This is a genomic window from Pseudomonas citri (assembly GCF_025336485.1).
In the GTDB taxonomy this organism is placed as follows: domain Bacteria; phylum Pseudomonadota; class Gammaproteobacteria; order Pseudomonadales; family Pseudomonadaceae; genus Aquipseudomonas; species Aquipseudomonas citri.
In genome coordinates, this window is sequence record NZ_JAODAB010000042.1 from 21,485 (window position 1) to 32,659 (window position 11,175).

At 61.7% G+C, this 11,175-nt stretch carries 10 protein-coding genes; 7 read left to right on the forward strand and 3 right to left on the reverse strand.

All coding sequences use genetic code 11. The features are described 5' to 3' along the window. Positions 1-35 precede the first annotated feature (35 nt). The 6 genes from N4Q37_RS26865 to N4Q37_RS26890 all read left to right on the forward strand — a co-directional run bounded on the left by N4Q37_RS26865 (position 36) and on the right by N4Q37_RS26890 (position 6,083). Positions 36-677, forward strand: a complete 642-nt coding sequence (locus N4Q37_RS26865) for a YfgM family protein (RefSeq protein ID WP_260963210.1) — start codon at positions 36-38, stop codon at positions 675-677. Beyond that, entirely contained in the window at positions 670-1,821 is a 1,152-nt protein-coding gene (gene bamB, locus N4Q37_RS26870; protein ID WP_260963211.1) for an outer membrane protein assembly factor BamB, read from the forward strand. Before N4Q37_RS26865 ends, bamB begins: the two co-directional genes overlap by 8 nt. 141 nt (positions 1,822-1,962) lie before the next feature. After that, on the forward strand, positions 1,963-3,435 hold the full coding sequence (der, locus tag N4Q37_RS26875; protein WP_260963212.1) for a ribosome biogenesis GTPase Der: 1,473 nt from the start codon (positions 1,963-1,965) through the stop codon (positions 3,433-3,435). 246 nt (positions 3,436-3,681) lie between these two features. Further along, the gene (locus N4Q37_RS26880) at positions 3,682-4,830 is read left to right on the forward strand and encodes a pyridoxal phosphate-dependent aminotransferase (protein WP_260963213.1); all 1,149 of its coding nucleotides are present in this window, start codon (positions 3,682-3,684) and stop codon (positions 4,828-4,830) included. Beyond that, complete coding sequence (locus N4Q37_RS26885; protein ID WP_260963214.1) at positions 4,818-5,609, forward strand: amidohydrolase; 792 nt, start codon at positions 4,818-4,820, stop codon at positions 5,607-5,609. Before N4Q37_RS26880 ends, N4Q37_RS26885 begins: the two co-directional genes overlap by 13 nt. 66 nt (positions 5,610-5,675) lie before the next feature. Continuing rightward, a complete protein-coding gene (locus N4Q37_RS26890; protein ID WP_260963215.1) occupies positions 5,676-6,083 on the forward strand; it encodes a hypothetical protein in 408 nt (135 codons plus the stop codon). 120 nt (positions 6,084-6,203) lie between these two features. On the opposite strand, the gene leuA is transcribed toward N4Q37_RS26890, so the two are convergent. From leuA to xseA, 3 genes are all read right to left on the reverse strand, one after another. Beyond that, positions 6,204-7,883 carry a 2-isopropylmalate synthase gene (gene leuA / locus N4Q37_RS26895; protein WP_260963216.1) on the reverse strand — a complete coding sequence of 560 codons (1,680 nt, stop codon included), beginning with the start codon at positions 7,881-7,883 and terminating at the stop codon, positions 6,204-6,206. A 376-nt stretch (positions 7,884-8,259) separates the two neighbouring features. After that, positions 8,260-9,081 carry a peptidoglycan DD-metalloendopeptidase family protein gene (locus N4Q37_RS26900; protein ID WP_260963217.1) on the reverse strand — a complete coding sequence of 274 codons (822 nt, stop codon included), beginning with the start codon at positions 9,079-9,081 and terminating at the stop codon, positions 8,260-8,262. 3 nt (positions 9,082-9,084) lie between these two features. Next, on the reverse strand, positions 9,085-10,464 hold the full coding sequence (gene xseA, locus N4Q37_RS26905) for an exodeoxyribonuclease VII large subunit (RefSeq protein ID WP_260963218.1): 1,380 nt from the start codon (positions 10,462-10,464) through the stop codon (positions 9,085-9,087). Positions 10,465-10,631: 167 nt separating this feature from the next. Between xseA and N4Q37_RS26910 the strand changes: the two genes are divergently transcribed. After that, a partial coding sequence (locus N4Q37_RS26910) for a sulfite exporter TauE/SafE family protein (protein ID WP_260963219.1) occupies positions 10,632-11,175 on the forward strand: 544 nt, incomplete at its 3' end.

Genomic DNA, 11,175 nt, shown 5'->3' on the forward strand with positions numbered 1-11,175 from the left:
TCAAACAGCCGAATTAGCGATTAAGGAGTATTGGGGTGTCGAGTACCGAAGATGAACAGCTGGCGGATTTGAAGGACTGGTGGACGCGCAACGGCAAGCCGCTGGTCACTGGCGGCCTGTTGGCGCTGGTCATCGTGTTCGGCTGGCAGGCGTTCCAGAAATATCAGAGCAACCAGGCGCAAGGCGCCTCGGTGCTCTATCAGCAATTGCTGGAAACCACCTTGACCCCGGATGGCAAGCCTGACGCTGCCCGTGTGGCGGACCTGGCCGGCAAGCTCGACAAGGAATTCGGCGGTACGGCCTACGCGCAATACGGTCATCTGTTCGTGGCCAAGGTCGCGGTGGACAGCGGCAAGCTCGATGATGCCGCGAGCGAGTTGAAGGCCATCGTCGACAAGCCGGCCAATCCGACCCTGGGCGAAGTCGCGCGTCAGCGTCTGGCCCAGGTACTGGCGGCGCAGAACAAGGTCGAAGAAGCGTTGAAGCTGCTCGACGGCGATGCCGATAAAGCCTTCCTGGCCACTCGTGAAGAGCTCAAGGGCGACTTGCTGGTACAACTGGGTCGCGCCGATGATGCTTACGCGGCTTACCAGAAAGCCAAGGCTGCACTGTCGGATGAAGCCGCAGTGGGTGGCCTGCAAATCAAGCTGGACGACCTGGCCAAAGGGGATGCATGACGTGATCCGTTGGAAACATGCAGCATTGCTGGCCCTGGCCATTATGGCCGCGGGTTGCAGCAGCAACAGCAAGAAAGAACTGCCGCCGGCCGAACTGACCGATTTCAAGGAAGAAGTCGTACTGCAGAAGCAGTGGAGCCGTTCCATCGGTGACGGCCAGGGTGAAACCTACAACATGCTGGTGCCGGCCATCGACGGCGACACCATCTATGCTGGCGATGTCACTGGCGTGGTCGAGGCCCTGGATCGCCTCAACGGCGACGTCAAATGGAAGAAGGATCTCGAACTGCCTGTTTCCGGTGCCGTTGGCGTGGGTTACGGGTTGGTCATGATTGGCACGCTCAGGGGTGAGATCGTCGCCCTGGACGCGAGCAACGGCGAAGAGAAATGGCGCGCCCGGGTGACCAGCGAAGTGCTTGCACCGCCGGCTACCAATGGTGACGTGGTCGTGGTCCAGACTCAGGATGACCGTCTGATCGGCCTCGACGCCGCCACTGGCAACCAGCGCTGGTTGTACGACAGCACCCCGGCGGTGCTGACCCTGCGTGGTACCAGCGCTCCGGTGGTGACCAACCGCCTGGCGGTGGCCGGGTTGTCCACCGGTAAAGTGGTGGCCCTGGACATTTCCAACGGCGTGCCGGTCTGGGAGCAACGCGTTGCCATTCCGCAAGGTCGTTCGGAACTGGAGCGTGTGGTCGACATCGACGGTGGCCTGCTGTTGTCCGGCGGTACGCTGTACGTTGCCAGCTACCAGGGTCGCGTTGCGACACTGGACCTGGAAAGCGGCCGTCCGCTGTGGCAACGCGATGCGTCCAGCTACGCCGGTGTCGCCCAGGGTTTTGGCAGCGTCTACGTGAGCCTGGCTTCGGGTACGGTCGAAGGCGTTGACGAGCGTTCCACCACCGCGTTGTGGAGCAACGACTCCCTGGCCCGTCGTCAACTGTCGGCCCCGGAAGTGTTCTCCAGCTACGTTGCAGTGGGTGACCTGGAAGGTTATCTGCACCTGCTCAGCCAGGTGGACGGTCGTTTCGTCGGTCGTGAGCGCATCGACAGCGACGGCCTGCGTGCCCGTCCGCTGGTGGCGGGCAACATGATCTATGTGTATGGCAACAGCGGCAAACTGGAAGCCCTGACCATCAAGTAAGACTATGCTTGGGGCTGATCCCCCAAGCGGCTGCACTTTTGTAGGGGCGAGCCCGCTCGCTCCCACAGGATTGGCCCCGAGCACCAGCCGCTGCCTCGCAGCGGCTTTTGTATTTTCTGAAATAACGCAGTGGAGAGCCGCATGGTTCCCGTAATCGCCCTGGTGGGTCGACCGAACGTCGGCAAGTCCACCTTGTTCAATCGCCTGACCAGGACTCGCGACGCCATTGTCGGCGACTTGTCCGGTCTGACCCGTGATCGCCAATACGGTGAGGCCAAGTGGCAAGGGCGTACCTATATCCTGATCGACACCGGCGGTATCTCCGGTGATGAACATGGCATGGACGAAAAGATGGCCGAGCAGTCGCTGCTTGCCATCGAAGAAGCCGATGTTGTGCTGTTCCTGGTAGACGCCAAGGCTGGTTTTACCGCCGCCGACCAGATGATCGCTGAGCATTTGCGCAAACGTAACAAGCGCTCCCATGTGGTCGCCAACAAGGTCGACAACATCGACCCGGACATGGCTCGCGCCGAATTCGCGCCGTTGGGCATGGGCCAGGCGATCCCGATCGCCGGTGCCCATGGCCGCGGCATCACTCAGTTGCTGGAAGTCGCCCTGGCGGATTTCCCCAAGGACGACGAAGACGAGCCGGAAGAGGGCGAGGAAGAGATCGTTGCCGAGGGCGAGGAAGCCAAGCGCATTCCGGGTCCGAGCGAAAAAGACGGGATCAAGATCGCCATCATCGGTCGTCCGAACGTGGGCAAGTCGACCCTGGTCAACCGCATGCTTGGCGAAGACCGGGTCATCGTCTACGACCAGCCTGGCACTACCCGCGACAGCATCTACATCCCGTTCGAGCGTAACGAAGAGAAGTACACGCTGATCGACACCGCCGGTGTGCGCAAGCGCGGCAAGATCCACGAGGAAGTCGAGAAGTTCTCCGTGGTCAAGACCTTGCAGGCGATCAAGGACGCCAACGTGGTGATCTTCGTGATGGACGCTCGCGAAGGTGTGGTGGACCACGACCTGAACCTGTTGGGCTTCGCCCTGGAGGCCGGTCGGGCATTGGTCATCGCCATCAACAAGTGGGACGGCATGACGCCAAGCGAGCGGGATTTCGTGAAGGTCGAATTGCAGCGTCGGCTGTTCTTCGTCGATTTCGCCGACATCCACTTTATCTCGGCCTTGCACGGGACGGGCGTGGGTAACCTGTACGCATCGGTGCAGAACTCGTTCAAGTCGGCGGTCACCCGCTGGCCGACCAGCCGCCTGACCCAGATTCTCGAAGACGCCGTCAGCGAACACCAGCCACCGATGGTCAATGGCCGCCGGATCAAGCTGCGTTACGCTCACCTGGGCGGCGCCAACCCGCCGATCATCGTGATCCACGGTAACCAGATCGAGAAGGTGCCCAAGTCGTATGTCCGCTATCTGGAAAACACCTATCGCCGCGTCCTGAAGCTGGTCGGTACGCCGATCCGCATCGAGTTCAAGGGCGGCGAGAACCCGTATGAAGGCAACAAGAACACGCTCACCGACCGCCAGGTCAACAAGAAGCGCCGCTTGATGTCGCACCACAAGAAAGCCGAGAAGAAGCGCCGGGACAAACGCTAGTCCCGTCTGGATCCGGACATTGGGATATTGATCTGTGGGAGCAAGGCTTGCCCGCGATGAACGATAACGCGGTTCAGCTGTTACACCGCGGTGTGGCTATCGCGGGCAAGCCTTGCTCCCACAGGTATGAGTGTTCAGCATGAAAAAGGGTGCCCCTCGTGGCACCCTTTTTCATGCCCGGCGATTGGGCTATCCTCGGGCTCTCCCACGCCGCCCCAGAGCTGGGTGCACAGCAAGGAATTCTTGATGATCGCCAGCAAGTTGCCGAATGTCGGCATCACCATTTTCACCCAGATGTCCCAGCTCGCTGCGCAGACCGGCGCGCTGAACCTGTCCCAGGGATTTCCCGATTTCGATGGCCCGCAAGCCTTGCGCGATGCGGTCGGCCGGCATATTGCCCAAGGTCATAACCAGTATTCGCCCATGACCGGCCTGCCAGCGCTGCGCCAGCAGATTGCGGCGAAGATCGCCCGCAGCTACGGCGTCAGTGTCGATGCCGACCAGGAAGTCACCGTGACTCCCGGGGCGACCCAGGCGATTTTCTGCGCCATCGCGGCAGTGGTCCACAGCGGTGACGAAGTGATTGTCTTCGACCCCTGCTATGACAGCTACGAACCGGCGGTCGAGCTGGCCGGCGGGCGTTGCGTGCATGTGCCATTGGGCCTGGATGACTTTGCCATCGACTTCGAGAAGCTCGGCGAAGCCCTGAGCCCGCGTACGCGGATGATCATTCTCAATTCGCCGCATAACCCCAGCGGCGCCCTGATCAGTCGCGCCGAACTCGACCAATTGGCCGCCCTGATTCGTGATCGCGACCTTTACCTGGTCAGCGACGAGGTCTACGAACACCTGGTGTTCGACGGCGTGCCCCACGTCAGCGTGCTGGCTCATGAAGAGCTGTACCGCCGGGCCTTCGTGGTCAGTTCGTTCGGCAAGACTTACCACGTCACCGGTTGGAAAACCGGTTACGTCGTGGCGCCGTCGGCCCTGACGGCGGAACTGCGCAAGGTGCATCAGTACGTCAGTTTCTGCGGCGTGACGCCGTTGCAGTACGCCTTGGCCGACTACATGACCGATCACCCGGAGCATGTCGAGCAGTTGCCGGATTTCTACCAGGCCAAGCGCGACCTGTTCTGCGATCTGCTGGCGCCGTCGCGCTTCAGCTTCAAGCGTGTGACCGGGACCTACTTCCAACTGGTGGATTATTCGCAAATTCGCCCGGACCTGAACGACGTTGACATGGCGGTATGGATGACCCGCGAGCATGGCGTGGCGACGATTCCGGTCTCGGTGTTCTACCAAAAACCACCACAAGGCCAGCGCCTGGTACGCCTGTGCTTTGCCAAGCGTGAGGAGACGCTGCGCGAAGCGGCGGAGAAACTATGCGTGATTTGAGTGTGTTGCCTGATCTGGAGATTGCCCTGATCCAGACGACCCTGGCCTGGCACGACCGCCAGGCCAATCTGGAGCACTTCCAGGGTTTGCTGGAACAGGCCCGTGGGGCGGACCTGATTATCCTGCCGGAGATGTTCACCACCGGGTTTTCCATGGAATCGAAGACCCTGGCCGAGCCGGAGCACGGTCCCACCAGCTATTGGCTGCGTGAGCAGGCGTCGAGGCTGGATGCGGTGATCACGGGTAGCTTGATCGTCGAAGCCGCGGATGGCAGCCATCGCAATCGCCTGCTGTGGGCCCGGCCGGATGGGGAAGTGCTGCATTACGACAAGCGTCATCTGTTTCGCATGGCCGGGGAGCATAACCACTTTACGCCGGGCGAGCGGCAAGTGTTGTTCGAGCTCAAGGGCTGGCGGATCCGACCGCTGATTTGCTACGACCTGCGCTTTCCGGTCTGGAGCCGCGACGCCGAAGACACCGATCTGCTGCTGTACACCGCCAACTGGCCGGGTGCGCGGCGTCAGCATTGGAACCGACTGCTGCCGGCTCGAGCCATCGAGAACCTGTGCTACGTGGCGGCGGTGAACCGTGTCGGCACTGACGGCAAGGGCTATGCCTATACCGGCGACAGCCAGGTGCTGGACTTCCAGGGCGAGACCTTGCTCGGTGCCGGTGAGGCCGATGGGGTATTCAAGGTGTCCCTTAGTGCGGCGGACCTGGCGGCGTATCGCATGCGTTTCCCGGCGAACCTGGATGCCGATGATTTCGAATTCATCTGATTGAACCGATTCAGCCCTTAAGAAGCACTGTTGTGTGCCGATAAATGGTCAGCCAAGGAGAATGCTATGACCACTATCAGCGCAATATCTGTAAACCCGTACCCGATGTCGAGCCCCAAAGTCTCGATCAAAGGCGCGACCGAAGATACAGAGGCCGCATCCACGGAAGCCGGCAACGAGAAGGAAAAGTCACTGAAAGTCGATACCAGTGGCGCAAACGTCGCCGGTGCGCCCAGCAGTACGGGTGTGAATGTCATCGAACAGATCAAGAAGCAGATCGAGCAGACCGAAAAGCTGTTGGCCCAGCAGCAAGCGCAATTGGCCCGGGTGCAGCAGAGCCAGGCCAGTGAAGAGCAGAAGGCTCAGCAGGCAATGGCTATTCAGACGCAGATCATGGGTACCCAGGCCGCCTTGCAAACCTTGCGCTCTTCGTTGTTACAGGCCATGACGGTGGGGGTTGATGTCCACGCCTGACAGTTTTGTTGCTTGATCGGGCACTATCGCGAGCAGGTCTTGACCGGCAACACAAACCCCAGCACAACAAAAAGGCCCCAAGGTTCAAACCTTGGGGCCTTTTGCAGTTTCAGCAGTGGATCAAGCCGCTTTGGCCTCAGGCTGGCTCAGGGAGCGGTTCAGTGCGCTGAACAGCGCCTTGAAGCTGGCGGTGGTGATGTTTTCATCGATGCCCACGCCGTGCACCGCGCGCTCGCCGTTGACTCGCAGTTCGATGTACGCCGCGGCCTTGGCATTGGTGCCCGCGCCGATGGCGTGTTCGTTGTAGTCCATGATTTCCACCGGAACCGGCAGGCCGGCCACCAATGCTTCCAGCGCACCGTTGCCCTTGCCGCGCCAGTGCAGGTTGGTCTCGCCCTGGCCCTTGCTCGCCACTTCCACTTCCACGGCGCTGTGGCCGTTCTCTTCTTGCAGGCGATGGCTGACCAGCGCGTACGGGGTGTTGGCTTGCAGGTATTCGGTGTGGAGCAGCGCGTGGATCTGCTGGGCGGTCATTTCCAGGCCCAGGCGATCGGTTTCGCGCTGCACCACCTGGCTGAACTCGATCTGCATGCGACGTGGCAGGCTGATGCCGTATTCCTGTTCTAGCAGGTAGGCGATGCCGCCCTTGCCCGACTGGCTGTTCACCCGGATCACCGCCTCGTAGCTACGACCGATATCGGCTGGGTCGATCGGCAGGTATGGCACTTCCCACAGACCGTCCGATTTCTGCTGGGCGAAGCCCTTGCGGATGGCGTCCTGGTGCGAACCGGAGAATGCGGTGTGGACCAGGTCGCCGACGTACGGATGACGTGGGTGTACCGGGATCTGGTTGCACTCCTCGACCACTTTGCGCACGCCGTCGATGTCGGAGAAGTCCAGCTCAGGGTTGATGCCCTGGGTGTAGAGGTTCAATGCGACGGTCACCAGGTCGACGTTGCCGGTACGCTCGCCGTTGCCGAACAGGCAGCCTTCGACGCGGTCGGCGCCGGCCATCAGGCCCAGTTCAGTGGCGGCTACGCCGGTGCCACGGTCGTTGTGGGTGTGCAGGCTGATGAGCACGCTGTCGCGGCGGCTGATGTTGCGGTGGAACCACTCGATCTGGTCTGCGTAGACGTTCGGCGTGGCGACTTCCACGGTGGCCGGCAGGTTGAGGATCACCTTGCGCTCAGGCGTCGGGTTCCACACGTCGATCACGGCGTCGCAGACTTCCTTGGCGAATTCCAGCTCGGTGGCGCTGAAGGTTTCTGGCGAATATTCGAACTGCCACTGGGTTTCTGGCTGCTGCGCCGCGTATTTGACGAACAGCTTGGCCGCGTTCACGGCGATTTCCTTCACGCCTTCCTTGTCCTGGTTGAACACGATACGGCGGAACGATGGGCAAGTGGCGTTATAGAGGTGGACGATGGCTTTCTTCGCGCCGCGCAGCGACTCGAAGGTGCGCGCGATCAAGTCTTCACGGGCCTGGGTCAGCACCTGGATGGTGGTGTCGTCCGGGATGTGGCCTTCCTCGATGAGGGTGCGGACGAAATCGAAGTCAGTCTGCGAAGCGGCAGGGAACGATGCTTCGATCTCCTTGACGCCCACGGCCACCAGGGTTTTCCAGAAGCGCAGTTTCTTGACGGCGTCCATCGGCTCGATCAGCGATTGGTTGCCGTCGCGCAGGTCGGAGCTGCACCAGATCGGCGCGGCGGTGATGGTCTTCGACGGCCAGGTACGGTCCGGCAGGTTGATGGTCGGGAACGCGCGGTATTTGGAGGACGGGTCTTTGAGCATGCTCATGGGCGGAATCCTTTGTTGTCGTGGCCGAAAAAAGGCGGCCTGCCGGTGGTTCGAACGAGGTGGCTTTGCAGCCGGGACGAGGTGCCGCGATTCAGCCCGGCAGTCGTGCGCTGACGAGGCACAGGCTGCGGTGCTGGCGAAGCTGAATGAGGGTATGAGAGGTTTTCATGCTTCCAACCCTAACCGTGTGAGGGGAGGATCGCAAGCAGTCGGGAAAAATTGAGAGAAGTTCTGCTTTAAGGTGAAATGGCGAGATTTAATCGCGCATATTCGCTCTATCGATCTTGGGGATTGCGTCGATGTTTTGTGCTTGGCAATTCACGGACGGTGCTGATGCGGCCGTCGTCATCGCGAGCCGGCCGCCTCATCACATGACTCAGGGTTGGAAAGCACCGATGAAAATCGCCGGATCCACCCGCGCATCGTTCAGGCTGATGTTCCAGTGCATGTGCGGCCCGGTGGCGCGGCCGGTGGCGCCGACCTTGCCCACCACGGTGCCTCGGGCCAGTTGCTGGCCGACTTTCACGTCGATCTTCGACATGTGGCAGAACATGCTGATGAAACCTTGGCCATGGTCGACGAACACGGTGTTGCCATTGAAGAAGTAGTTGCCGGTGAGGATCACCTTTCCGGCGGCCGGGGTCTTGATGGGCGTGCCGGCCGGGACGGCGAAATCGAGGCCGGCGTGGGGGTTGCGCTCTTCGCCGTTGAAGAAGCGACGCACGCCGAACTTGCTCGACAGCGGGCCGTTGACCGGTTTGTCCAGCAACAAGTTGCTCGGCAGGTTCGGGCTGAAACTGCGGTAGGCCTTCAGTTGCACGGCCAGCTCGGCGTCGATGCGCGCAAGGTCTGCCGGGGCCGGGTTGACCTGGCGCTTATTCTTCAGGGTGATGTGTTGCTCGGGGTATTTCTTGTAGCCGACCACGAACGGGTGTGTGGTGCCGCCACTGCTGATCTGCTGGGTGCCGGGTTGGACCGTCAGCGGGATGCCGACAATTGCCAGCCAGTTCTGTTGCTCCTTGACCACCAACACCGGTTTACCCTGATAGCTGGCTTTTGGTGCCTGGGCCGCGCTGCCCAGATCCACCACTGCCACGCCACCGGGCACCGGTTTGTTCAACAGGCGGGTGATGTAGCTGTCGGCGTGGGCGTTGAGGGTCAGGCACAGCAAGAGCAATGAAGCGAAAAATCGCGGCATGAATCAGTCCAGTAAAGAAAGGGTGACCGGCGTCAGGTGATTGTCTTCGACCCGCACCAGCAGCTCACCTTCGCCGAGTTTGGCGGTGAGGCGCTGGCCGGTCTGGGTTTGCCCGGCATCGCGGATCGCATGGCCACGTTCGTCCAGCAAAATGCTGTAGCCCCGGCCGAGGGTCGCCAGGGGGCTGACGATGTGCAGCGTTTGCATCTGGTTGTGCAATTGCACGCGGCGGGTTTTCAGGCCTTCGCGCATGGCCCGGGGCAGGCGTTCGGCCAGGCTGCCCAGGCGTTGGCGCAGCAAGGCCAGTTGCCGGCCCGGGTGTTGCCCGGCCAGGCGGGTTTCCAAACGGATCAGGCGCTCGCGACGGGTATTGAGGCTGCGCTCAAAGGCTCGGCGCAGGCGCATGTCCAGGTCGTCGAGGCGCTGGGCTTGTTGGCGCAAGCGTTCGCCGGGATGGCGCAGGCGCCGGGTGAGGCCTTCGAGGCGCAGTTGATCGCGCATCAGGCGGTCGCGCATGCGCATCACTAGCCGGCGGTGCAGGCTTTCGATCCGGCGCACTAGGTCGCCAGCGTCCGGTGCCAGCAACTCGGCGGCGGCGGAGGGGGTCGGGGCACGTACGTCGGCGACGAAATCGCTGATGGACACGTCGGTTTCATGGCCCACCGCGCTGACGATCGGAGTGACGCAGGCATCCACCGCCCGGGCCACGGCTTCTTCGTTGAAACACCACAAGTCTTCCAGCGAACCGCCGCCCCGGGCCAGGATCAGCGCGTCGAAGCCTCGCGAGTCGGCCAGTTTCAGGGCGCGGACGATTTGCCCGGTGGCTTCGCGGCCTTGCACGGCCGTGGGGATCAGGGTCAGGGAAATCTGCGGCGCACGGCGACGGAACACGCTGATGATGTCGCGGATCACCGCCCCGGTCGGCGAACTGATGATGCCGATGCGTTGTGGATGAGCCGGCAGCGGCACCTTGCGCTCGGCGCTGAACAGGCCTTCGGCGCTGAGTTTTTCCTTCAGGGCATCGAAAGCCAGGCGCAGCGCGCCATCGCCGGCCGGCTCCACGGTGTCGAGGATCAGTTGATAGTCGCCACGGCCTTCGAACAGCGAGACCTTGCCGCGCACCTTCACGGCCAGCCCATCCTTCAAGGCCTGGCGCACCCGCGCGGCGTTCTGCCGGAACAATGCGCAACGCACCTGGGCGCCGCTGTCCTTGAGGGTGAAATAGACGTGGCCGGAGGCGGGGCGGGCGAGGTTGGAAATCTCGCCCTCGACCCAGATGTTGCTGAACACGTCTTCGAGCAACACCCGCGCACGGCCGTTGAGCTGGCTGACAGTCAGGACCTCGCGGTCCAGGCCCAGTCGGGCAAAGGGATCTTTAATCATGGGCGGCATGATAAGGGCATTTATGGCTGAATCTCCATGTATGGAGATAATTCGGAGCGCGTCGTCTGCGATCGTCGGATTGCCGCCCGGAGCCGTCACCATAAATACTGGATGTCCCTGCGCATATCTGGCTAAAGTCCCCGCTCTCCTCATCAAGGAAGTGCCGGATGAATCTCCTGTCGTGGTTGGGCCAATGGGCATTTGCGCCGATGGATTGGCTGGTAATCGGCTTGGCCGTCGCCCTGGCCTACATTGTGTTCGGCATCGCCGGGTTCGGCACGGCGTTGGTGGCGGCGCCGATATTGCTGCTGTTCATGCCCCTGTCGAAAATCGTCCCGTTGCTGGTCTTGCTGGATTTTGTCGCAGCCTTCGGCAACTTGTTGCCATCGCGGCGGGATGTCTCCCGGCCCGAGTTGCTGCGTTTGCTGCCATGCATGGCGGTGGGCTGCACGCTGGGGGTGATTTTTCTGCTCAACCTCAAGTCCGACCTCTTGCTGTTGTTGATGGGGCTGTTCATCAGCGCCTATGCGATCTACAGCCTGTGGATAAAGGCCCGCCCGAGCCAGTTGTCGGCATTGTGGGCGGTTCCCATGGGCACGGTGGGTGGGACGTTCGGCGCATTGTTCGGCAGTGGCGGTTTAATGAGATGGTCACCCCCACACCCTGCGAGGGCTACGCTTTCGCAGGGTGTTTTGTTTTCGGAGGCCATCA

Coding starts and splice junctions, on each gene's coding strand:
- xseA (WP_260963218.1), bottom strand. CDS start 10,464: ATGATTAAAGATCCCTTTGCCCGACTGGGCCTGGACCGCGAGGTCCTG.
- leuA (WP_260963216.1), bottom strand. CDS start 7,883: ATGAGCATGCTCAAAGACCCGTCCTCCAAATACCGCGCGTTCCCGACC.
- N4Q37_RS26885 (WP_260963214.1), top strand. CDS start 4,818: ATGCGTGATTTGAGTGTGTTGCCTGATCTGGAGATTGCCCTGATCCAG.
- N4Q37_RS26890 (WP_260963215.1), top strand. CDS start 5,676: ATGACCACTATCAGCGCAATATCTGTAAACCCGTACCCGATGTCGAGC.
- bamB (WP_260963211.1), top strand. CDS start 670: ATGCATGACGTGATCCGTTGGAAACATGCAGCATTGCTGGCCCTGGCC.
- N4Q37_RS26900 (WP_260963217.1), bottom strand. CDS start 9,081: ATGCCGCGATTTTTCGCTTCATTGCTCTTGCTGTGCCTGACCCTCAAC.
- N4Q37_RS26880 (WP_260963213.1), top strand. CDS start 3,682: ATGATCGCCAGCAAGTTGCCGAATGTCGGCATCACCATTTTCACCCAG.
- der (WP_260963212.1), top strand. CDS start 1,963: ATGGTTCCCGTAATCGCCCTGGTGGGTCGACCGAACGTCGGCAAGTCC.